Annotated in this window: 21 protein-coding genes and 2 other annotated features; of the genes, 1 reads left to right on the top strand and 20 read right to left on the bottom strand. The window is 48.1% G+C overall.

Features of this window, described 5'->3' with window-relative positions:
• Nucleotides 1-16: 16 nt before the first annotated feature.
• From obgE to BBG47_RS22080, 17 genes are all read right to left on the bottom strand, one after another.
• Complete coding sequence (gene obgE / locus BBG47_RS22160) at nucleotides 17-1,333, bottom strand: GTPase ObgE (RefSeq protein WP_065293533.1); 1,317 nt, start codon at nucleotides 1,331-1,333, stop codon at nucleotides 17-19.
• Between the two features lie 12 nt (nucleotides 1,334-1,345).
• The gene (locus tag BBG47_RS22155; RefSeq protein WP_021254229.1) at nucleotides 1,346-2,101 is read right to left on the bottom strand and encodes a Spo0B domain-containing protein; all 756 of its coding nucleotides are present in this window, start codon (nucleotides 2,099-2,101) and stop codon (nucleotides 1,346-1,348) included.
• Nucleotides 2,102-2,534: 433 nt separating this feature from the next.
• Nucleotides 2,535-2,846 (bottom strand): 50S ribosomal protein L27, encoded by a 312-nt coding sequence (gene rpmA / locus BBG47_RS22150; protein WP_021254228.1) that lies wholly within the window; start codon nucleotides 2,844-2,846, stop codon nucleotides 2,535-2,537.
• A gap of 22 nt (nucleotides 2,847-2,868) precedes the next feature.
• Nucleotides 2,869-3,195 (bottom strand): ribosomal-processing cysteine protease Prp, encoded by a 327-nt coding sequence (locus BBG47_RS22145; RefSeq protein WP_021254227.1) that lies wholly within the window; start codon nucleotides 3,193-3,195, stop codon nucleotides 2,869-2,871.
• Between the two features lie 11 nt (nucleotides 3,196-3,206).
• The gene (gene rplU, locus BBG47_RS22140) at nucleotides 3,207-3,518 is read right to left on the bottom strand and encodes a 50S ribosomal protein L21 (RefSeq protein WP_005547385.1); all 312 of its coding nucleotides are present in this window, start codon (nucleotides 3,516-3,518) and stop codon (nucleotides 3,207-3,209) included.
• Between the two features lie 13 nt (nucleotides 3,519-3,531).
• Nucleotides 3,532-3,612, bottom strand: a sequence feature (ribosomal protein L21 leader region).
• A gap of 53 nt (nucleotides 3,613-3,665) precedes the next feature.
• On the bottom strand, nucleotides 3,666-4,931 hold the full coding sequence (locus BBG47_RS22135) for an Rne/Rng family ribonuclease (RefSeq protein ID WP_021254225.1): 1,266 nt from the start codon (nucleotides 4,929-4,931) through the stop codon (nucleotides 3,666-3,668).
• 146 nt (nucleotides 4,932-5,077) lie between these two features.
• Nucleotides 5,078-5,947, bottom strand: coding sequence for a site-2 protease family protein (locus BBG47_RS22130; RefSeq protein WP_065293532.1), 870 nt, complete (start codon nucleotides 5,945-5,947; stop codon nucleotides 5,078-5,080).
• Nucleotides 5,940-6,872 carry a M23 family metallopeptidase gene (locus BBG47_RS22125; protein ID WP_065293531.1) on the bottom strand — a complete coding sequence of 311 codons (933 nt, stop codon included), beginning with the start codon at nucleotides 6,870-6,872 and terminating at the stop codon, nucleotides 5,940-5,942. Before BBG47_RS22125 ends, BBG47_RS22130 begins: the two co-directional genes overlap by 8 nt.
• Nucleotides 6,873-7,088: 216 nt before the next feature.
• Complete coding sequence (locus tag BBG47_RS22120; RefSeq protein ID WP_065293530.1) at nucleotides 7,089-8,246, bottom strand: FtsW/RodA/SpoVE family cell cycle protein; 1,158 nt, start codon at nucleotides 8,244-8,246, stop codon at nucleotides 7,089-7,091.
• A gap of 7 nt (nucleotides 8,247-8,253) precedes the next feature.
• Nucleotides 8,254-9,051 (bottom strand): septum site-determining protein MinD, encoded by a 798-nt coding sequence (gene minD, locus BBG47_RS22115; RefSeq protein ID WP_021254221.1) that lies wholly within the window; start codon nucleotides 9,049-9,051, stop codon nucleotides 8,254-8,256.
• A 4-nt stretch (nucleotides 9,052-9,055) separates the two neighbouring features.
• The gene (gene minC, locus BBG47_RS22110) at nucleotides 9,056-9,712 is read right to left on the bottom strand and encodes a septum site-determining protein MinC (protein WP_065293529.1); all 657 of its coding nucleotides are present in this window, start codon (nucleotides 9,710-9,712) and stop codon (nucleotides 9,056-9,058) included.
• Nucleotides 9,713-9,840: 128 nt separating this feature from the next.
• Complete coding sequence (mreD, locus tag BBG47_RS22105; RefSeq protein WP_065293528.1) at nucleotides 9,841-10,368, bottom strand: rod shape-determining protein MreD; 528 nt, start codon at nucleotides 10,366-10,368, stop codon at nucleotides 9,841-9,843.
• The gene (gene mreC, locus BBG47_RS22100; protein WP_036591306.1) at nucleotides 10,365-11,267 is read right to left on the bottom strand and encodes a rod shape-determining protein MreC; all 903 of its coding nucleotides are present in this window, start codon (nucleotides 11,265-11,267) and stop codon (nucleotides 10,365-10,367) included. The genes mreD and mreC overlap by 4 nt, the downstream gene beginning before the upstream one ends.
• Before the next feature lie 188 nt (nucleotides 11,268-11,455).
• Nucleotides 11,456-12,490, bottom strand: a complete 1,035-nt coding sequence (locus BBG47_RS22095; RefSeq protein ID WP_021254217.1) for a rod shape-determining protein — start codon at nucleotides 12,488-12,490, stop codon at nucleotides 11,456-11,458.
• Between the two features lie 43 nt (nucleotides 12,491-12,533).
• Complete coding sequence (gene radC / locus BBG47_RS22090) at nucleotides 12,534-13,220, bottom strand: RadC family protein (RefSeq protein ID WP_065293527.1); 687 nt, start codon at nucleotides 13,218-13,220, stop codon at nucleotides 12,534-12,536.
• A 166-nt stretch (nucleotides 13,221-13,386) separates the two neighbouring features.
• Entirely contained in the window at nucleotides 13,387-13,995 is a 609-nt protein-coding gene (locus tag BBG47_RS22085; protein ID WP_065293526.1) for a Maf family protein, read from the bottom strand.
• Between the two features lie 280 nt (nucleotides 13,996-14,275).
• Nucleotides 14,276-15,640, bottom strand: coding sequence for an SPOR domain-containing protein (locus BBG47_RS22080; protein ID WP_065293525.1), 1,365 nt, complete (start codon nucleotides 15,638-15,640; stop codon nucleotides 14,276-14,278).
• A gap of 177 nt (nucleotides 15,641-15,817) precedes the next feature.
• Between BBG47_RS22080 and BBG47_RS22075 the strand changes: the two genes are divergently transcribed.
• Complete coding sequence (locus BBG47_RS22075; protein WP_021254213.1) at nucleotides 15,818-16,054, top strand: hypothetical protein; 237 nt, start codon at nucleotides 15,818-15,820, stop codon at nucleotides 16,052-16,054.
• A gap of 160 nt (nucleotides 16,055-16,214) precedes the next feature.
• On the opposite strand, the gene murC is transcribed toward BBG47_RS22075, so the two are convergent.
• From murC to BBG47_RS22060, 3 genes are all read right to left on the bottom strand, one after another.
• Nucleotides 16,215-17,585 carry a UDP-N-acetylmuramate--L-alanine ligase gene (gene murC / locus BBG47_RS22070; RefSeq protein ID WP_021254212.1) on the bottom strand — a complete coding sequence of 457 codons (1,371 nt, stop codon included), beginning with the start codon at nucleotides 17,583-17,585 and terminating at the stop codon, nucleotides 16,215-16,217.
• A 7-nt stretch (nucleotides 17,586-17,592) separates the two neighbouring features.
• Nucleotides 17,593-18,978 (bottom strand): bifunctional folylpolyglutamate synthase/dihydrofolate synthase, encoded by a 1,386-nt coding sequence (locus BBG47_RS22065; RefSeq protein WP_065293524.1) that lies wholly within the window; start codon nucleotides 18,976-18,978, stop codon nucleotides 17,593-17,595.
• A gap of 93 nt (nucleotides 18,979-19,071) precedes the next feature.
• Nucleotides 19,072-21,708 (bottom strand): valine--tRNA ligase, encoded by a 2,637-nt coding sequence (locus BBG47_RS22060; RefSeq protein WP_175400611.1) that lies wholly within the window; start codon nucleotides 21,706-21,708, stop codon nucleotides 19,072-19,074.
• 190 nt (nucleotides 21,709-21,898) lie between these two features.
• Nucleotides 21,899-22,191: a binding site (T-box leader), on the bottom strand.
• Between the last annotated feature and the right edge of the window lie 147 nt (nucleotides 22,192-22,338).

Below are 22,338 nucleotides of genomic sequence, written 5' to 3'. Positions count from 1 at the left end.
CATTTTCTTATGAACTTCAATAGTAGCTGCTGCCTTCTACGAACTCAAATTCAAAATCAGCAATGCGGACAATCGTCCCATCAACTGCACCACGCTTGCGCAGCGCTTCATCAATTCCCATGTGGCGCAGTGTCCGCGCAAAGCGCAAGATCGCATCATGAGAGTTCATTTGCATGCGCTTCAGCATATTCTCAACGGCTTCGCTCTCGACCACGAACGTATCGTTCTCGCGGCGAATTGTAAATTCTGAATCATGTCTTGTCTTCTCGAAGCGATAGATTTTACGCTCATCAACCTCTGCCACCTCTTCGACTTCAGGAGCATCAGGCAACTGCTCAAGCAACTCCATCGCTCGATAGAGCAGCTCTTGAATACCTTGCCGTGTCAGCGAGGAGATTGGCATAATCTCAATATCGCTTCCCGTCATCTCGCGAACCTTCTCACGGAATACCGCCAAATTCTCTTCTGCCTCAGGCATATCCATCTTATTAGCAGCGATAATTTGCGGCCGCTCGGACAACTTCTCATTGTATAACTTCAATTCCTCGTTAATCTTCACCCAATCATCGAATGGATCTCTACCTTCCATGCCCGCCATATCCACAACATGAACAATGATGCGGGTACGTTCAACGTGACGAAGGAATTCATGACCCAATCCAATACCCGTATGGGCTCCTTCAATCAACCCAGGAAGATCAGCCATAACGAAGCTGCGTCCTTCTCCGACATCCACCATGCCTAAGTTCGGTGTAATCGTCGTAAAATGATAAGCACCAATCTTCGGCTGCGCCGCAGATACAACAGACAGGAGAGTTGACTTGCCGACACTCGGGAATCCGACCAAGCCGACATCAGCCATGACCTTCAATTCAAGGATAACCCAGCGCTCCTGACCTTCTTCTCCATGTTCTGCAAGTTCCGGTGCAGGATTGTTCGCTGTTGCGAAGCGGATGTTGCCTCGTCCTCCACGGCCGCCCTTGGCAATTACAACCTCTTGGCCTTGTCGGGTAAGGTCAGCGACAACTTCCTTCGTATCATCATCGATGACTACCGTTCCAGGGGGAACGCGGACAATCATATCCTCCGCATTCGCTCCATGCCGGCTCTTATTTCGGCCTTTCTCCCCGCGATCCGCCTTAAAGTGCTTCTGGTAGCGGAAATCGACAAGCGTACGCAATCCTTCATCTACACGGAAAATAACGTCGCCGCCATGTCCTCCGTCACCGCCAGCGGGACCACCCATTGGCACATACTTCTCTCTGCGGTACGAGACGATTCCGTCGCCTCCGTCGCCGCCTTTAACATAAATCCTCGTCTTATCTACAAACATGCTGTCACCTCATTATGCACTGCATGGCACGACTATTTGGTAGGCGTCCTGCCCATCATGATGATTCGCCGACAACTGCTCCAGCCGCACGCCGCGTTCCATCGCAATTCGTCTCAGCTTCTCGGCCACTTCGCCCGGCCGAAGCAGTTTACCCTCTAATTGATATTGAATGTTAAGCTGGCTCGATTCACACCATATCGCAAGCTGCAGCGGGCAATAAGCGTCCCCCTGCTCCTTGGATGCGAAGCGGAATGTGTTAACCGTCTCGATAATCATATTCGTCAAGCGGACAGTGTCCACTTCCAGGTTCAATCGGTCGAGTTCAAGAGGCTCTGGTATCATTACCTTGAGCGGCATCGTACCGCCAGAGGTACGGTGCTGCATCAAAAACATAACGAGTTCCGGAAAACCAAGTTTGGCAATTCGGCTTTCCTCCGCCATTCTTTCTTTTATTGTTTCCACGCAGTCCGGTAATTTATCGTACTTTTTCAAACGAACATATCCATACAGAAGCTGCAAGTCGTTCATCCAATCATGCCGCTGATGATTCATTAAGTGAATTGCCGCTAATTGGGTTTCTTGAAGCATTCGTTCTCTTTGTCGTTGTTGTTGTCGCGAGAATAGCAAAAATGCTCCGCCAATACTGGCAGCCACAACGAATGCGAGTCCAATACGCCACCCGATGTGCATATTCCAACCAATGATAGCTGCTGTCCCAGCTGCAGCGACAGCCCAGCAACAGCCGATCCATAAGCTTGTCCTATTCATCACTTCGCTCCCCGATACTCACACATTTCCAGTTATGTACAAACTCCCCGAATTTCAGTATATCACGCGCCTGAAACCGCGTCCAAACAAAATCATACTAAGAAATAAAGGATTTGCACAAATCATTCCAGTAACAACAGAATTAGAAACAATGTGGACCGCGCTGATGGCGGCATTATGCGGGAAATAATGAGCAGACAAAAAGGAATTGATGTGGCATAGCCCCTTCGAAGCATTTCCTCAGATGAGCGACTATGTTATCTCTCGAACGAACAACAACTTCGGCTTCGCACAGGCTTGGTACAAGCTTGGCGTAAGCTCTACATAAGCTGTGCACAGGCTCGGACATATCTTGCACTTTGCCAGACAACGCATTGTCGTCTCTTATTCATTAAAAAAACCCCCGGCTCAAGCCGAGGGTTCTTCAGTCGTCTTAGTTCTCCACAGCTGCTGCAACAGGTGCAACTTCAACCGGGTAGACGCTCGCTTTTTTGCGATCGCGGCCCCAACGTTCGAACTTAACAACGCCATCCACTTTCGCGAACAGAGTGTCGTCCTTACCGATGCCCACGTTGTTACCTGGGTGGATTTTCGTACCACGTTGACGCACCAAAATGCTGCCAGCAGAAACTACTTGACCGTCGGAGCGCTTCACACCAAGACGGCGACCGATACTATCACGGCCGTTCTTTGTGGAACCTACCCCTTTTTTGGATGCGAACAACTGAAGGTTCAGTTTCAACATTATAGTCTACCTCCTTGCTCACTTAATTGTCTTCTATTTGAAGATACGAATCGTATGAAGTTTCGATCGTGTGTAAACTGACGATCATCGACTCCAACAGCAATTGAACTTTAGCTTCGATATCCGGCTGATTAATGCGTGGAACACGTCCACTCAAAAATCCATCCTTCATCTTACATTCCAGCTCAATGCCCGTCAATGCTTCAATGGCGTTCACCGTACCCACCGATACCGAAGAGACTCCCGCACATACGATATCCTCTCCGTGGCGAGCATAATTCGCATGTCCTTCAATGGAGAAGCTCTCAATTGAATGATCCGGCTTGCGCCGTATTGTAATGCGAATCATATGGCACCTTCTTACGCCTGAATGTTCTCAATCGTCACTTTTGTATACGGTTGACGATGACCTTGCTTACGACGGTAGTTCTTTTTCGCTTTGTACTTGTACACGACAATTTTCGCGCCTTTTCCATGCTTTTCAACTTTCGCCGTAACAGTAGCACCGGATACTACCGGAGTACCTGTGACCAAGCCGTTGTCCTTGGATACTGCCAAGACACGGTCAAATGTCACGCTTTCGCCTTCAGCAGCGTTCAGCTTCTCGATGTACAATACATCACCAGCTTGAACTTTGTACTGCTTGCCACCTGTTTCGATAATTGCGTACATTGTGTTGCACCTCCTCATGTCTCAGACTCGCCTAAATCAGGTGGTGAAGCATCGCTTCACACTTCATACCTGTCTGGAGCGGTTACAGCATGTGCAGCACTAGACTTAACACATACCCGTAGATCTTAGCACACTCTGCAATAAAAATCAACGTATAATTTCCGGTTCCCGTTGAGAAAGCGAGGACAAAACAACTCCGCTTCCCTCGCACTCGGCACAGGGTTGGAACAGTTGGTGCATGACCTGCTCACGAACCTTCTTGCGTGTCAGTTCCATTAGACCAAGCTTCGTCCAACCGACAACCAAGCACTTCGTACGATCCTTCCGCATCATCGTTTCCAATCGCTCCACAATACGCACTCGATGTTCTTCCGTATCCATATCGATGAAATCAACAATGATAATGCCGCCGATATCGCGAAGACGAATAAGACGCGCAATCTCTTCGGCCGCCTCCAGATTCGTTAAGAATACGGTCTCCTCCAGATCGCTTGTCCCCGTATATTTTCCCGTGTTCACATCAACAACCGTCAGTGCTTCCGTCTGATCCCATACTAGATATCCTCCGCTCTGCAGCCATGTCTTACGCTGGAAAGCCTTATCTAGCTGATCTTTCACCCGATAACGGGTAAATAACGGTTCACTGTCTTTGTATACATGAATCCGATTTTCCAATTCAGGGTCAAACGAACGAACAAACGACTGCACCTTTTTCAATTGGCGAACATCATCAATGAGCAGCTGGTCAATCTCGCGTGAGAACGCATCCCGAACAAGCCGCTCCACCATGCTTAGATCACGGTGCAGCAACGCGGGAGCCTGAGCTTCCTTGGCACGATAACCAATCGTCTCCCACAACTCGCGGAGTGACTCAATATCACCCTCAAGCGTCTCCGTCAATTCACCTTGAGCAACGGTTCGAATGATCAGCCCCTCTTCGCCCTGGCGAAGCTGTTCAGCAAGCTGCTTCAATCGATTGCGTTCCGATTCCTGCTCAATCTTCTTAGATACACCGATATAATCGGCATATGGCATAAACACCGAATATCTGCCAGGTAGAGAATAATGCGTGGTTACACGCGCTCCCTTGCCTCCTAGCTGATCTTTCATCACTTGCACGATAAGTTCCTGTCCAACTCGAAGCAGACTCGTTATCGGCGGTTTCTGCTTAGGCTGCTTCTCCAAATGAGGATGTAAACAATCATCGACATATAAAAATGCATTTTTCTTCTGCCCGATGTCCACGAACGCAGCCTGCATTCCAGGAAGCACATTCACTACCCGCCCCTTAAATAAGCTGCCGACCAGCGTTGTGCCAGTTGCACGTTCGACTGCAAATTCGACGAGCCGACCATGTTCAAGCAACGCCATCTGCGTCACTTGTTCCTCACAGTGAACAATCATCTGATTCATGGTATCACCTCTACTACAGCGCGTCATCTTCCATTGTAACATGAAGCAGGATAAGGTGAACATGCCGGTTTATGGAACAGGCTAGAAAAAATGATAACCGTTTCTTTTCACCTCCAAAATTGAGACCGAACTTACCTAGATGGCGCTCATGATTTCATACGATTCTGAGGCGGAGGCTCATCGAAGAAGGCATCAATTAATTGCTGTTCCGGAACGATCCGTTGGATTCGCCCTTCATCACCCATTACATAAATGAAGTGGTAGTCATCTCTGCGGAACAGACGAACGATTCTAGACAACGAACGCCCCCCTTCTGTTACAATTGGGCGTCCTAGTGCGACCGAACTCTCCCACTCACGCAACCTCGTTGGACGATTCATCAAAAATCGTATGAAACGAAAAGGAACATTCCGATGTTCCACCCAGTTGGTCCACAGCAAAAAGAGAGCTAGCATCAAGAGATTAAAATTCAGCTTGCCTCCCACAACTACCGGGCACACACTGTACAGCAGCATAATGGCACTGCATCCAAGGCTGACCCTCGCACCAACAAGCAAGGTCCGATGATAGCTCATCCATAACGAACATGCTGCTTGCATCATCCGTCCGCCGTCAAGCGGAAGAATCGGCAGCAAATTGAACAATCCAATGAACGCATTGGCCTGAATAAACCCTTTCGCCCATTCTGGACTACACCAACCCATCGCTTCCGCATACCATGCAATTAATATCATGAGACCATTTTGTAATGGCCCCGCTACCGCTACAATCCACTCCTGCCAAGCAGGCGATAGTGCTCCATCATCCGTCTCCGCCATCCCTCCGAAGGGCAGCAGCTTCACTTCCGTGATGGTCCATCCAAACGCCTTAGCACAAGCTACATGTCCCAGTTCATGAATCAGCACGATCGTAAATAACGTAAGCAATTCAAATATATAGCCTGTAGCTGCAGCTGCAGCCATAAGGATCACAAATAGCGGATGAAGTGAGTAGGTGGTTCCCCCCCATTTAATCAATTCGTATCACATCCGCCGGGTCAATATAAACGCCGCGCTGCTGCATCGCAAATGTAAGTACAGGCTCAGCACCTACCCCCGACTGGTTCTCCTGACTCTGTATCGTACCAATTGTTGCTCCGGGCTCAAGCCAGTCATCCTGTTGCACGGAAGTCGCTGTAAGCCCACTATACACCGTCACAAGACCATCGGCATGTTGGACAGTTACTGTAATTCCTGACTTCTCGTCTGAAGCTACCCGTTCAATTTTGCCCGTAGCAATATTCTGAACCTCAATCGCCGCACCACTCGCATGATCGGGAGCAATCGCGACAGACTTCAGATTCATAGCAAACGGCTGCACAATCTGCCCCTTAATCGGGGATGGATAGGTATGTGTGGACTGTACAGCCTTCGTTGATTCCTTATCTCGTGGAAACAAAGGGATAAACACAGGTGTTCCGGAGAAAGTTCGCTCATACCACGCCGCAATCGGCCGCATGTCCATCTCATCATGAAGGGACAATTGAATCCAAGCGCGCATAGGTGCATTCCATTCCGCCGGGAAGGATGTGATTCCATAAGCTGCAGCGAACAACAAGATGGATACGAGAAGTCTGGAGCGCAAGGAGCGCCATACATTGCCTCTTCCTGTAGGAGGCTCTTCCCAGCCGTAGCGTTCATTCCACTTCGAACGGCTTATCTTCCACTGCTGCTCAGGATCATACGTATACTCTTGATTGAATTCGTAGTCCTCTCGCTGCTCTCCGTTATTATAGACAGCCGTTGCAGAGGGAGTATTCAACACGACATCTGGTTGAACAAGTGAATGGGAAGACAGATTACCTTCCACAGCTTCCTTCGCATGCGACTTACGTTTCATCTCTTCAGCCATTAGAATGTCACGGATTCGTTCTTCTCTTCGGCGCCGAATATCTTCTTTCATGCTCGTCTCATCCCTTCTTAACCCATTTCAACAATATGCATCAGCTGAATGATGTGCTTATCACATGTGTATGACAAGCCTACAGCAGATATGAGCAGTGAGCCTGAGAACAAGCAGATGTACGCAAAAAAGCGGCACTACATCCGTTATGGACGTTTTGCCGCCTTAGCGCTAATTTCGTAAATGATGAGACCAAGACCCTAATCTTCGACTCCATTAAGGCTCAATCTGATATTTCTCTTGATAAATGTGTATGCTCATCACCAGTCCAATACAAATCATATTCAAGAGAAGTGATGTACCGCCATAACTGATGAATGGCAGCGTAATCCCGGTAATCGGCATAAGGCCGATCATCATTCCGATGTTCTCGAATATTTGGAACACGAACATCGACACAATGCCGATTATCATGTACGACCCTCGCAAGTCATAGCACTGGAAGGAAATGAGAATCATCCTGTATATCATCAGGAAGTACAGCAGCAGCAGTAGGGCTGAGCCCTGGAACCCGAACTCCTCACCGATTACCACGAAGATGGCATCCGAATACGTATACGGTATGAAGCTGCGCTGCTTCAATTCGCCCTTCATGTAGCCATCACCGCTGAGTCCGCCTGAACCGATCGCAATCATCGCATAGTTGGATTGATGCTTCGCATCGTTGGTTGCTTCCTCTGGGTTGATAAATGTGTTTATCCGCTCATACCAATGCTTCTTCTCGATCTTATTCACGAAGAAATCCTTGACTTCTTTATTGAAGGTCGTGAACGATACGTAGACCGCTCCCCCTATGACCGCAACACAGAGGAGCGCCACAAGGACATGCCGGTATTTCACCGCTCCGATCCATAGCATACCAATCAGTATTACAATATAAATAATGGCGTTACCAAGGTCAGGCTGAATCACTACTAGTCCAAATGGAAGGATCGTTACCAATCCAATTGGCAGTAAGTCCTTCGTAAGTGAGAGTGGATCACCATTCCGTCTTCCTAGCAATTGCGCGAGTGCAAATATGAGCGTAATCTTCGCGAGCTCAGCTGGTTGAAAAGTCTGCCCTCCGGGAAGCTTATACCAGCCAACAGCCCCGTTAAGATCCGCCCCTAGGAAAAACACGCCAACAAGAAGCAGGATCGTGATCCCCATTGAAATCGGCCAGCTCTTCAATAGCAATCGATAATCGAACAGCGCTACGGCAAACATAAGGATAAATCCGAGAATATAGAATATAATTGTCTTCATCATCATGGATGTATCGCTGAACATTGCATCCCCATGCGTTGCACTTAGGATGACCAGTGGGCTGAACACCGAGAACACGAGCAAAATACCGACTATAATCCAATCAATTCGTTTCAGCTTGTTAAACACTGATTAATCATCCCATTCCAAAAAACTTCTTCACACGGTCTAGCACGCCTTTCTTCTGTTCAAGCGGCATCAGTGGTACTGTATCCCCCAGGATGCGGCGCGCGATATTCCGATAAGCCACAGCAGCAGGAGCATCTGGATTCATGACCGTAGGTTCACCAGAGTTAGCCGCTTTAATAACCATTTCATCATCAGGAACAACGCCTAGCAAGTCGATATTGAGCACTTGCAAAATATCATCCAGCTCAAGCATGCCGCCATCCTTCTTCATCATATTGGCGCGAACACGGTTCACAATCAGCTTCGGTGAGGAGACTTCCGAATTCTCCAGCAGTCCAATGATCCGATCAGCGTCACGAACCGCAGCATTCTCAGGCGTCGTAACAACGATTGCATGGTCTGCTCCTGCGATCGCGTTTTTGAATCCTTGTTCAATGCCAGCTGGACAGTCAATGATAACGTATTCGAATTCCTTCTTCAGTTCCAGAACGATATCCTTGATCTGTTCTGGAGACACTGCCAACTTATCCTTCGTCTGAGCGGCAGGCAGCATATACAACTCATCAAAGCGCTTGTCCTTCACAAGCGCTTGATTCAATCGGCAACGGCCATCCGCAACATCGCAGATATCATAGATGATACGATTTTCAAGCCCCATCACGACGTCTAAGTTGCGAAGACCGATATCTGTATCGATCATGCACACTTTTTTGCCGAGCAAAGCAAGCGCGGTACCAATATTCGCGGATGTCGTCGTCTTGCCGACGCCGCCTTTGCCCGAAGTGACGACGATTGCCTCTCCCATCCTTCTACACTCCTTTGAACATATTGATGTCCTTGCGAACGCGATGTAGCTGCGAGATTTTATCAATTTGCATGACACCTTCATGCACATAAGCAAATTCCATATGCGATTGGGTTACACCCCATTCATCTGGCGGTCTGCTAATAATTTCCCCGATGCGTAGTTGCGTCGGTGCAAATAACGAGGCCCCAATAACGGCAGATAGCTCTCCTTCTGCCCCTGCATGAACCATTCCACGCAGCGCTCCTAGGACCATTACATCGCCAGTGCATATAATCATTCCGCTAGGATTGACATCCCCCAAAAACAATAAATTTCCTTCGTGGCGCAGCACCTGTCCAGAACGTACCATACCGGTTCTCGTCTCAATACGATACCCCTTCTGCTCCGCCTTCTTGTCCTCAAAAGATTCAATCGAACGTACGAGTAAATTCCCCCGCTGACGCAGTACATCCAGTACTTCAGTCTTCTGCTCGTCTGTTACAGCGCGGGCTCCTAACTTGACATCGACATATACAATCGGTCCGTCGAAAAAATGCGGTGTATGTTCAAGCTTGTCGCGCAATTCGCCCAACAAGACTGCAAATTCACACTTATCGTCAAGCAGGAACACTAGGCCGTCCTTCATGCCTTTAATCGTTACCAGTGACTTGGCCGTCATGAAAGGTCCCTCCCCAATTTTATCTTTTTCGAGATGGAAGAGGAAAGTTCCTGCAACACCGGGTTGAAAAAGAAATTATCGATAACAAAAAGGCATAAGCCGTCTGGAAACATATTCCAAGACGGCTATTACCCCTGTTCATCTTCGGCAGACTTCTTCCCAGACAAATGGTCGAACCATCTTCGCATCGGAACATATATGGCCAGCGAGAAGACAAGCTGTACAATCAAGCTTGGAATCATAAAATCGAATATCGCATATTCGAATGTCACTCCATGCAAGCCAAACAGTCGGTAAGCTGCATACAGCATCGTCTGATAGGCAAAGCTGCCGAATACCGAAATGATTATCATCGTAATCATGGATGTGTTGCGAGACGCAAAAAGTAATCCAGTCAAATATCCGAGCAGCCCCATGCTAAATGTGTGTGGGCCCAGCATATGGCCATAATATACAATATCCTGCAGAAACCCGAATCCCAATCCCATCATCAACGCAGCATGCCGATGATGATATACAGCATGATACAGTATTACGATGAATACCAGTTGCGGGACAATCCGTCCTTGCCACGCATCTGGAATAAATACAGGCAGCAGCGAACCTTCCAGCAGGAAGAGAATGAACATAAATACGATCATCCAGTTTCGATTCATTGCTGTGCCTCTTTCCCCGTCTCCTTCATGTCCGGTGTGATAACGATGAACAACTCACGCCAGTCACGATAGGTTGCAGCAGGCTTAACCGTAGCAGAATGCGTCAATCCGATGTCCCCTACTTGCCGCGATACAACTTGGCCGAGAACGAGACCTTTCGGGAATGAACCGCCAAGGCCGGACGATACAATGGTATCTCCTTCTTCCAGCTCATCATCCTCTTGAATACGTGTCATTAAGAATGTACCACTGCTGTGATCATAAGACTCAATCACGCCGAAAGACTTGTTTTCCTTGCCGAGTACAGTAGCTGATATTGCTGGTGAGTTCGGATCCTTCTCATCCATATTCGTCAACAACTGGACTGTGGAGGAGAATTCGAATACGCGGCTGACAATCCCGACTACGCCTTCCGTCGATATAACCGGCATTCCTTGACGAACTCCATTTTTCGAGCCAAGGTTCAAGTTCAACGTCTGGTTAAATGGATCGGCCACATTGATCGACGTAACTTGTGCAATTCGGTATTTATAAGGCATATTCATCTGCTTCTGACGCTCCGTAAATTCCAGATCGTCTAGAAGTCTCTTATTTTCTGCCGCAACCGAATTGTAGTAGGCCTTATCCCTTGTATATTGCGCGAGCATCGTCTTCAATTGCTCATTTTCTTCGTGCAGTTCCTTCAGACTGGAGACATCCTTCACGAAATTCGATACATACGATGCCGGTCTGTAGAATATTTGCTGCACAAAGGTCACCGTATCATGCACAAATTTCTCTGGCCAAGTAAGGTTTAGGCGTCCGCCTAGTGTAAACCCCATTAACGCAATAAACAAAATAAGGCCAAACAACATCAAAAATAAACGTTTGTTCCCCAGAAGCTTAAACAGTATTAACACCTTCTCATCGTAAAGAGGTACTCGTTCCCTCAGAAAAGAGGTCGCTCACGATGTCAACTTGCCATCATGAAGTCGTTTCCGCAAGCTTATGCCCAAGCATCAGGCTTGGCAGCAACCTTCAGTGATAACAATGCCCGCGTCGTTGGAACGAATCGACGCGGGTATCAGACTCCCTCATGGGCGTATTCTTATCGTTTGGAACGAAGCGCAGAGCTGCTGCGTCCCTTGAACAAATGAATATTATCAAGCGCGCGTCCAGTACCAATCGCTACGCAATCAAGCGGGTTCTCTGCCACGATGACCGGCATGCCAGTCTCACGAGCAAGCAGCTTATCCAAATTGCGAAGCAAAGCGCCGCCACCTGTCAATACAATACCGCGATCCATAATATCAGCTGCAAGCTCAGGAGGACATTTCTCCAATGTTACCTTAACAGCTTCAACAATAGAGCTCACTGTATCAGCCAAAGCATCTGTAATTTCGTTCGAGGAGATCGTGAGCGGCTTCGGAAGACCTGTCAGCAAGTCGCGACCGCGAATCTCCATCTGCTCTTCTTCATCAAGCCCCATAGCCGAGCCGATATCCATCTTCAGCTGTTCAGCTGTACGCTCACCAATCATCAAGTTGTATTGGCGCTTAATGAATTGAATAATTGCTTCGTCCATTTCGTCGCCTGCAACGCGAACGGAACGGCATGTCACGATACCTCCAAGGGAGATCACCGCTACTTCAGTTGTACCGCCACCAATATCAACGACCATACTTCCTGTTGGTTCCCATACAGGTAAGTCAGCACCAATTGCTGCCGCGAACGGCTCTTCAATCGTATAAGCTTCTCTAGCACCTGCTTGCTTCGTAGCATCTTCAACTGCACGCTGTTCAACAGCAGTAATACCAGAAGGCACACATACCATTACGTTCGGATGACGCGGAAACAGCGAACGCTGCTTCTGAGCTTGCCGAATAAAATATTTTATCATAGTAGCAGTTGTGTCGAAGTCAGCGATGACGCCGTCCTTCATTGGACGGATTGCACGGATATTCCCCGGCGTACGTCCAATCATATTTTTCGCTGATTCTCCTACCGCTTCAATCGTCTTCGAATCTGTGCGGATTGCTACCACAGACGGTTCGCGCACGACGACACCTTTACCGCGTACATAGACCAATGTATTAGCAGTTCCCAAGTCAATACCTAAATCTTTCGTAAAGCCACCCAACATGATGTTAATCTCCTTTTTATAACCTTCAATCTCAATCATTATATTACATGAGCCCGCGTTCCTTCAAACTCACATATTGGTTATCGCCAATAACCAAGTGATCCAGCAGTTCGATACCAACAATTTCTCCAGCTTCCATGAGCCGCCTAGTAAGCGCTACATCCTCTGGACTCGGTGTTGGATCTCCGCTTGGGTGATTGTGAGCACAAATGATGGAAGCTGCACCACACTTCAGGGCAGCCTTGAAAACTTCGCGGGGATGTACCAAAGATGCATCCAGGATTCCGATCGTAACCGTCTCCTGTGCCATAATTCGATTCTTCGTATTCAGAAACAAACAAATAAAATGTTCCTTGTCATAGTATCGCATCGACTCCATAAGCAGATCGGCTGCATCTTGCGGCCGTCGTACCTGCAGTGCATCCTCAAGACGAGAACGCGACATACGGCGTCCAAGCTCTAATCCTGCTTTTAGCTGCAGTGCCTTAGCGTCGCCAATACCACGAATCGCTGTCAACTCTGTCACAGACATATCGTGCAAATGCCGAAGCTGTCCTACGTGATTCAATATTCGCTGCGCTAATGTAATGGCCGATTCATTTTTCGTGCCTGTACGCAGTAATATTGCAAGTAATTCAGCATGACTTAATGACTCTGCCCCATATTGCATCATGCGTTCTCTCGGACGTTCTTCATGGGGAAGATCGCGTAGAAGTGGACTATGTCCCATCTTACAACCCCCTGTAGTCGATTGTCCGGTCGCCATCATGCACCGACGAAGCACCATTGGTCGGCATCCGCTGTTCCTAGGACCGTCTTGCATTCAACATTTCATACTCATCTTATCTCATTTACAATTACTGCTCCACCTTGCTGCTCCATACTGGCAGCGCCCATTACGGGATGATAATGCCATACGAAGCCAGCATATCGCTAACAAGCGACAACGGCAATCCAACTACGTTGAAATAACAGCCTTCAATTTGCGTGACAAGTGTTGAGCCAATTCCTTGAATCCCATAGGCCCCTGCCTTGTCCATTGGTTCACCAGTTGCAACATAGCGATGTATCTGTTCATCTGTCCATGGCTTCATATGGACTGTGGTTACACCATGCGCAACTTCTGTATGTTCGTCCGCTGAATCAATCATCGCCACGCCGGTATACACCTTGTGCGATCTTCCCTGCAGCCTAGTCAACATACGAACCGCATCCTCTTCATTCACTGGCTTGCCCAGCACTTCGCCATCCAAGACGACAATGGTGTCTGAACCGATGACAATACCGTGCTCACCAGCCGCCTTGCGGACATCTGCTACCGCCTGTGCCTTGCGCAGTGCCAGCGTCTCAACAATACAGTCAGGATCCAGATTGGGATCCACTGTCTCGTCTGCATCGCTAGGATGTACGACATAAGGAAGACCGAGTGAACGGACAAGCTCTTGTCTCCGTGGTGAGGAGGAAGCCATTACGATCGTTGGTCGCTCAAATTTGGATATACTCATTTTCGTAGTCGCTCCTCGCCATTTTTTGACACTGTTCTATTATACGCGTAACTGGCTGTCGAAACAAACATTCAAATGATGATCTTTGCAAGATTTAGATGAACAATTTATGGTAATCTATGCAACAATCCCAAATTCATGCAATTTTCTATCCTTCCCCTCACAACAATGCGAATGCAAGTTCTTATGTACAAAACAGAGCCCCTTCAAAGAGCTACGCTCCTATCAAAAGACTCTGTTCTCAACAATATAATTGGCATGTGATCTATTCCGCTCTCGGCTACACCTTCATCGTACCCAACCAAACCGCCTCTGCATTCCGATAATGCATAACCGCCTGCTGGATACTCCATAAATGCGAGGACGAAGGCTGCTTATTATACTCATTCACTGCACTGATTGCTGTGTTCATGCTCTGAACCAGCTCCGTCCAAGCTTTCTTGGACTGGTCGGGAATCCCTTTTTGCACGGTGCTCATTTGCTGTGTCCACTTCTGATGCTCCTTCCGAAGCTGTTCCGTGATCTCTTGAGTGAATGCTTCGGTATTGGTTTTTTCTAAATACGCAATCGATTGAGACATTAACCATTCATTCACCACGTCACTTTGGCCTAAAAATTGCTCCACGGAGGCTGAGTCACCTTGGAATGCCAACTTTGTAATCGCCGGACGGTTCAAGGTTCTCACATACAAGTCCACCTGCTTGTTCTTCAGCAACGCGCTCAACCCCATCGCACCCTCCTTCGAAGGTGCGATCGCGGCATACACGCGATGCTGCTCTGACTTCTCCTCCATCGCAGCCAGCCCGAGTTCTCTCAGCTCCGTCGCTGCCTTCTGAGCCCCTTCTTCCTGAGCGAACACACCATATTGCAGCATGTAAAACACTTTCTCTGGAATATTCACATCCGTCACATACAGACCTGCTGCGGCTGCAGCCGAATTCCCTCCATTGCTAGTAGATGAGGACTTGCTTCCTGAATCCCCTGCCTTCACCGTTCCTTGTTCGTTCAATGCCGTGTCCTTAGATGCTGGCTCTCCACCTTTTCCTTGCTTATCATTCGCGAATACTGGAATAGCATCACTTGGATTAGGCATCGATACTTCGCCCTTGAATAGAGACAGAGCGAGAAATCCGAACAAGGCACCCGTTGCGAGCGCGCCCGCAACGGAAGCAACGACTCTCCACACCGGGGGCTTGCGAGAACGTGTATGAATACCATGCCATAACAACTCGCCTTGATCACTAAGTGAACTAGAGGCAGGATCTTCAATAGAGGTTGGGATCGCATAACCGTTCTTCGGAATGTCATATTCAGGCTGACGATCCGACTCCCGAATCCAGCGCTCCACTCGTTCATCTTCGCTCTCAACCTTTTCTTGTTCCCGGTCATTGTTCGGAGCATCTATTTCGACCTTTTCTATATGATGCCGATTCTCTATAGGAGTTGATTCACTATACTCTTCAAGTTCTGATACGCTCGCCCGCTCAACTGAAACCCCATTCACAATCGTACCATCAGACATCTCCTCCCAATCTGTAAGCCGCTCTTTCTTCTTGCTCGCCTCTATGCCCTGAATCTCATGTTTATCCTTCACAGGCTGGGAATCATCGAATCGAAACGTCATCTTCGTTCGCATGTTGGTCATATCCGAACACCTACCTTGTCCTATTGGTTACTAGTAGATTTATGCTAGATTCGAATCCAATAGAACCTACCTTACAAATTATTGGCTAGAAAGTGCGTCCGTCCTCCTATATGCGTCCTATCAAATCTTGCAATGCTAGCATATGATATACAATCCCGCAGCAAAGGAGGGAATAGAATGAACAGCAAGAAAAGCAAGAAAAGCAACTTGCGTTTGACCCCAGCTGAGGTACGTCGATTCGTTAGACGAAATATCGGCCGTCGCGTGATTGTCGTTCTGTTTACTGGAGAAGTACTGGTTGGCAGAATCTTATCCTCGGGGCTTATCTCCTTCCGATTACGTGTACAGCGCCGGGGCTTTTTCTTTATTCGTCGTATTCTATTTGCAGCTGTAGTTGCTATTAGACTTGTGTAATCCACTCATACAAAGACAATAAGTCAACAGAAAAAAAGATCGAACGAAGGGCCAAAATCCTGACCCACAGCTCGATCTTTTCTTGCTATTCTAGTTGTTTACAGACTTACATCCCACTGTTGGAACTTGTTGGAACATCGCTGACTTACTGCCAGAGATGCTACGATTTCAATGCCTCGGTTAAGTCACGAGCTGTCTTCCAAATATCACCTGCACCCATTGTGATTACCAAATCTCCGGACTTCACAATTGATTTCAGATGCTCTAATGCATCATTCTTATCCGCAATGTACTGTGCGTTGCTGTTGCTGTTTTCGCGAATCCGGTCAACCAGTTTCGAAGAGTGTACCCCTTCAATCGGCTTCTCCCCAGCTGGAGAGTAGATATCTGTCAGAATCAGTTCATCTGCACCCTCAAATGCCCGGCTGAACTGATCGAACAGGAAATAAGTCCGCGAATAACGCTGCGGCTGGAATACGGCAACAATACGACGGTTTGTTGCTTTGGCAGCAGTAAGTGTTGCCTCAATCTCCGTCGGATGGTGAGCATAGTCATCTACAACAAGTACGCCCTGCTCTTCCCCAATTACTTGGAAACGGCGCTTAGCGCCAATAAAGTCCACGATGGCAGCAGATGCCTGTTCAAACGGAATGCCTGCACGCATAGCAACAATAATGGTCGCCATTGCATTCAACACATTATGCGTACCTGGAATAGACAATTGTACTGTTCCAAGCGCCTTGCCTTGATGATTCATCGTAAAGGTCATGCCGCGATCTTCCGCGATAATCTCTGTAGCTGTATAATCAGCCGCTTGCTCAATGCCGTATGTCACAACACCTGCGCCCAAGTTTGGAAGCATAGAACCAACAATTGGATCATCCGCACACACTACAGAGCATCCTTCCGGATTTACTTGTGACAGGAACTGTACATAAGCTTCCTTCAATCGCTCGAAATCCCCGCCATAATTCTCTAAATGATCTGCCTCTATGTTAAGTACAACCGCTATATGAGGGTGATAATTCAAGAAGGAGCCATCACTCTCATCCGCCTCAGCTACTACATATTCACTATTTCCTGCTTGGGCGTTTGTTCCTAGGTTCGTCACTTCGCCGCCAATAATATAAGTCGGATCTACGCCACAGCGTTCCATGACAAAAGCAATCATGGAAGATGTCGTCGTCTTCCCGTGAGCACCAGCTACAGCGATGCCTTTCTTAGCATTCAGCAAGCGCGCCAGCATCTGTGAGCGGTGAATGACTGGAATCCCTTGCTGTTCAGCTGCAACTCGCTCTACATTATCTTTCGGACAAGCCGTAGAGTATACTACTGTGTCTGCGTTCTGAACATAGGCAGGGTCATGCCCGATATGTACAGTCGCTCCCTTTTTGCGTAACTTTTCCGTCAAATCCTGTTCGGCCACATCGGACCCCGTGACGGTGTACCCCATTTCCAGCATGACACGAGCGATGGCGCTCATCCCATAGCCCCCGATGCCGATAAAATGAATATGTTCCGTCGTATTCAAAACGAACTCACCAACCCTTTTCAGATTCGGTCCGATGCAGAACGAAAGAACGCACGTCTGCAATCAGATATAATGTCCCCGTAACTACTGCTAAATCTCCTGGCTCTGTCATCGCTTGTAGCTGTTCCAAAGCCTTATGCCAATCCGGCTCTACAAGAATGGTTGGACATTGTATATCGCCCTCGCCCTCCATCACTTGCTCGGCAATATGTTTCAAGCTCTCCGCATCCATCTTCTTGCGGAAATCTGGTTCTGTAAAAATAACGGTATCTGCTAAAGGTAGTATATGTCGTAGAACATCGGGATGATGCTTTGTCGACAGCATACCCATCATAATATGAAGCCGTTCATACCGGTACGTATCGCGCAGCGCTAGTGCAAGCGTCGCTGCCCCCTCCGGATTATGTGCTCCATCGAGCAGCATGCGAGGCTTCTCGCATACCATCTCTAAGCGCCCTGGCCATGCTGCACGCTTCAGTCCTTCTTGCGTGGTAGCATCCTCTAACATGAAAGCCATATATTGTCGCAGCACTTCAAGCGCCATTAATGAGGCGGCCGCATTCTTCAACTGATGTGCCCCGTTCATCGTGAGCGACATTCCTTCCATCGAACGGAATGGGCCGAAGAATGTGAAGTTCTGTTCATTTTCAATCGCATGGAGCAGTTCCACCCGGAACTGTTCGTTCATGACATACAGCGTAGATTGGTTTTTCTCAGCAGCCTGCTTAATCACTTCAAGCGCTTCTGGCTGCTCCACCGTCGTCACCGCTGGCACCCCTGGTTTAATAATTCCTGCTTTCTCGGCAGCAATCTTCTCAATCGTATCCCCAAGTATGTCCATGTGATCATGGCCGATATTCGTAATAATCGATACGATCGGCGTCACGATGTTCGTTACATCAAGCCGTCCGCCAAGTCCTGTTTCCCATACGACGACATCCGGGAACGTCACTGTCGCATAGTACATAATGGCGAGCGCAGTTGATACTTCAAACGTCGTCGGCGAACCGAGCGGCGTTTGTGCGATTTCATCCACCAACGGCTTCAGCTTGTTCACAAGTTGAAGCAGCGTATCTTCAGGAATGTCCTCGTTGTTGTACTTTAAACGATTCGTATACTTCTCAATATAAGGAGAAGTAAATGTGCCGACATCATATCCGTTAGCAAGCAGGACACTTGTTAACATCGCACAGGTCGAGCCTTTACCATTTGTGCCCGCAACATGAATGAACTTCAAGCGACGGTGCGGAGAACCTAACCGCTCCATCAACAGTTCGATCCGATCCAATCCAGGACGGATTCCAAAAGGAATTAAAGAATTAATCCAATCAATTGCGTCTTCTACCCGAACAAAAGGAAAATCGGTTGCTTCCGTCTCGCTTGTCGTAGGCATAGTTCCTCATCCTTTATCAGATGTCATTAAACGACCGAACCGGTATGAGACAGCGCTCACGTCCGGATCGGTCGTACATATCGCACAGGTTGTTTACGCTTCTTTCAATTCGGTAATACGCGCCAGTACTTTGTCTCTCTTCTCACTGTAATCACGCTGCTTGGCACGCTCTTCATCAATGACCGAAGCAGGCGCCTTCGCGATGAAGCCTTGATTAGCAAGCTTCTTATCGACACGCTCCACTTCTTTGTTCAGGTGCTCGACTTCTTTTTGAAGACGTGCAATCTCCTGATCAATGTCAAGAAGGCCAGCGAGCGGCAAGTACAACTCGGCTCCTGTCACAATAGCGGTCATCGCTTTGTTCGGAGCAGCAGCTTCTATGCTTACCTCCAGCTTCGAAGTACCGCAGAAGCGTTCCACGAACTCAAGGTTGTTCGTAATGTTCGCTTCTACCATACGATCAGTCGGCTTCACAATCAATTCTACCTTCTTGCTCATCGGAACGTTCACTTCAGCACGAATATTGCGTACTGCGCGAATCATATCCATAAGAAGTGTCATCTCGCGAACCGCCTCAGGCGCTTCGAATTCAGCACGGTATACTGGCCATTCCGCAAGTGTTACCGTCTCGCCGGAGTGCGGCAGATGCTGCCAAATTTCCTCTGAGATGTACGGCATGAACGGATGGATCATGCGCATTGTATGGTCAAGCACGTAAGCCAAAACGGATTGCGTCTTCTTCTTCGCTTGCTCATTCGAGCCATACAAGCTAAGCTTCGCAAATTCAATATACCAATCGCACAGATCATCCCAGATGAAGTTATTGAGTACACGGCCTGTTTCTCCAAACTCATAAGCATCCATCAAGCGTGTAATTTCGCGGGCAGTCTCGTTCATACGGTGGAGAATCCAGCGGTCAGCTGTGCCCAATTCGCCTGTGATGTCGATATCCGCATAAGTGAACCCTTCCAAGTTCATCAGAGCGAAACGGGATGCATTCCAAATCTTATTGGCAAAATTGCGAGCCTGTTCTACACGTTCCCAGCGGAAGCGCAAGTCTTGGCCTGGTGTACTGCTCGTCGAAATCATGAAGCGCATTGCATCAGCACCGTACTTCTCGATAACTTCAAGCGGATCGACACCATTCCCAAGCGATTTGGACATTTTCTTACCATCAGCATCACGCACCAAGCCGTGCATCAGCACATCCTTGAACGGAATTTCGTCTGTAAATTCCAACGCCGTAAAGATCATGCGGGATACCCAGAAGTAAATGATGTCATAGCCTGTAACGAGCACATTCGTTGGATAGTAGCGCTTCAGATCTTCTGTCTGTTCCGGCCATCCAAGTGTGGAGAACGGCCACAATGCAGAGCTGAACCATGTATCGAGTACATCTTCATCCTGCTTCAAGTGGTTGCTTCCGCATGACGTACATGCAGTCGCGTCTTCTTCTGCAACATGAATGTGTCCGCAATCCTCACAGTACCATGCAGGGATGCGATGTCCCCACCATAGCTGGCGGGAAATACACCAGTCGCGTACATTCTCAATCCAATGCAAATATGTCTTCTCGAAGCGATCAGGCACGAAATTAACACCTTTGCCAGACTTCTGTGCTTCAATTGCACGCTCCGCGAGCGGCTTCATCTTCACGAACCATTGCGTAGACAAATACGGCTCTACAACTGCGCCGCTGCGCTCGCTGTGACCAACTTGATGTACATGATCTTCAATCTTGATCAGCACGCCTTGTTCTTGCAAATCCTTCACGATCTGCTTGCGGCAATCTGCACGATCAAGCCCTTGATATTGACCAGCCAGCTCGTTCATTTTACCGGACTCATCCATTACCGTAATTTGCGGCAGTTGATGGCGGAGTCCCATTTCGAAGTCATTCGGATCATGGGCTGGCGTAATCTTAACCGCACCACTTCCGAAGTCTTTATCTACATAATCATCAGCAATGACCGGAATCTCTCTGCCAACAATCGGCAGTACCAACATTTTGCCAATCATATGCTTATAGCGCTCATCCTTAGGGTGTACAGCTACTGCTGTATCGCCAAGCATCGTCTCTGGACGTGTTGTCGCCACAGTGATTGTGCCGCTGCCATCCTTCAGAGGATATTGCAGGTGATAGAGATGCCCCTGCACTTCCTTATATTCAACTTCAATATCAGACAATGCCGTACGTGCTGCCGGATCCCAGTTGATAATATACTTACCGCGGTAGATGAGACCTTTCTCATAGAGCTTCACGAATACTTGGCGAACCGCACGAGACAGACCCTCGTCCAGCGTAAAGCGCTCACGGGAGAAGTCCAATGACAGTCCCATCTTCGCCCATTGCTCACGAATCGTATTCGCATACTTCTCTTTCCAATCCCATACACGCTCCAAGAATGCTTCACGCCCAAGATCATAGCGTGTGATTCCTTCTTCGCGCAGCTTCTGCTCTACCTTCGTCTGCGTTGCAATACCTGCATGGTCAGAACCTGGAAGCCACAAAGCATCATATCCTTGCATCCGCTTGAAACGAATCAAAATATCCTGCAATGTAAAGTCAAGTGCATGACCAATATGCAGCATACCCGTAACGTTCGGAGGCGGGATTACGATTGTGAATGGTTCAGCATCCTTGCGATCACCTGCTTTAAAATACTCGCCTTTCATCCAGAAATCATACCATTTCTGCTCCGCTGCCTTCGGATCATACGTCGTAGGCATAGACAGTTGCTCTTGATTCTCTGCCAAGCAAATCCCTCCGTTACATAATCATGAGTATCTAATCGACAATGTTCAGCCTATATAATCGAAGCAAATCATACTGCTCGATCCATGCATGCTTCTCTAAGCGTATAGCTCGGTATTTGCAAGGACAATTCGCTTACGTAGGCAAATAAAAAAACCTTACGCCGCAAAGGACGAAAGGTTTAGCTTCCGTGGTACCACCTTTATTCCGCTCCCAGTACAGATCCTTACATCTTACAGATCGTGTGAGCGGCACTTCAGTTGCAAATAACGGCTGCGGCCGGCCTATTCTAGCGTATCCGGAACATGATGAACATCGTGTTCATACATTACCGTGACACGTTCAAAAGGGCAACTCCCAGGTGACTTCAGCGCGGGACAATCCTGCAGGCGTTGCACCGTGTCGCTCTGCTCTCTGTAAGGGGCCAATCGCTTACTAATCCTGTTCATAGTCTTTCAATCAGATCTTTATAAAAATAAACAATAACATTTACGATATATTGTACCTTCGCATACCGAGCGAGTCAATAGACCAAGCACAAAAGGATACCGACAAATGCTTTCCCTATTAGAGGATGTTCAAAAAGTCCGCTTTTGATCACGAAG

The organism is Paenibacillus sp. KS1 (assembly GCF_001680695.1).
In the GTDB taxonomy this organism is placed as follows: Bacteria; Bacillota; Bacilli; order Paenibacillales; family Paenibacillaceae; genus Paenibacillus_B; species Paenibacillus_B suaedae.
The sequence above is the reverse complement of the archived record's forward strand: the minus strand, read 5'-3'. Positions and strand labels throughout refer to the sequence as shown.

What these genes read in the sequence shown, in the direction of transcription:
- obgE (WP_065293533.1), bottom strand. Translation starts at nt 1,333, where the DNA reads ATGTTTGTAGATAAGACGAGGATTTATGTTAAAGGCGGCGACGGAGGC.
- BBG47_RS22155 (WP_021254229.1), bottom strand. Translation starts at nt 2,101, where the DNA reads ATGAATAGGACAAGCTTATGGATCGGCTGTTGCTGGGCTGTCGCTGCA.
- rpmA (WP_021254228.1), bottom strand. Translation starts at nt 2,846, where the DNA reads ATGTTGAAACTGAACCTTCAGTTGTTCGCATCCAAAAAAGGGGTAGGT.
- BBG47_RS22145 (WP_021254227.1), bottom strand. Translation starts at nt 3,195, where the DNA reads ATGATTCGCATTACAATACGGCGCAAGCCGGATCATTCAATTGAGAGC.
- rplU (WP_005547385.1), bottom strand. Translation starts at nt 3,518, where the DNA reads ATGTACGCAATTATCGAAACAGGTGGCAAGCAGTACAAAGTTCAAGCT.
- BBG47_RS22135 (WP_021254225.1), bottom strand. Translation starts at nt 4,931, where the DNA reads ATGAATCAGATGATTGTTCACTGTGAGGAACAAGTGACGCAGATGGCG.
- BBG47_RS22125 (WP_065293531.1), bottom strand. Translation starts at nt 6,872, where the DNA reads ATGAAAGAAGATATTCGGCGCCGAAGAGAAGAACGAATCCGTGACATT.
- minD (WP_021254221.1), bottom strand. Translation starts at nt 9,051, where the DNA reads ATGGGAGAGGCAATCGTCGTCACTTCGGGCAAAGGCGGCGTCGGCAAG.
- minC (WP_065293529.1), bottom strand. Translation starts at nt 9,712, where the DNA reads ATGACGGCCAAGTCACTGGTAACGATTAAAGGCATGAAGGACGGCCTA.
- mreD (WP_065293528.1), bottom strand. Translation starts at nt 10,368, where the DNA reads ATGAATCGAAACTGGATGATCGTATTTATGTTCATTCTCTTCCTGCTG.
- BBG47_RS22095 (WP_021254217.1), bottom strand. Translation starts at nt 12,490, where the DNA reads ATGTTGGGTGGCTTTACGAAAGATTTAGGTATTGACTTGGGAACTGCT.
- radC (WP_065293527.1), bottom strand. Translation starts at nt 13,220, where the DNA reads ATGGGACATAGTCCACTTCTACGCGATCTTCCCCATGAAGAACGTCCG.
- BBG47_RS22085 (WP_065293526.1), bottom strand. Translation starts at nt 13,995, where the DNA reads ATGAGTATATCCAAATTTGAGCGACCAACGATCGTAATGGCTTCCTCC.
- BBG47_RS22080 (WP_065293525.1), bottom strand. Translation starts at nt 15,640, where the DNA reads ATGACCAACATGCGAACGAAGATGACGTTTCGATTCGATGATTCCCAG.
- BBG47_RS22075 (WP_021254213.1), top strand. Translation starts at nt 15,818, where the DNA reads ATGAACAGCAAGAAAAGCAAGAAAAGCAACTTGCGTTTGACCCCAGCT.
- BBG47_RS22065 (WP_065293524.1), bottom strand. Translation starts at nt 18,978, where the DNA reads ATGCCTACGACAAGCGAGACGGAAGCAACCGATTTTCCTTTTGTTCGG.
- BBG47_RS22060 (WP_175400611.1), bottom strand. Translation starts at nt 21,708, where the DNA reads ATGCCTACGACGTATGATCCGAAGGCAGCGGAGCAGAAATGGTATGAT.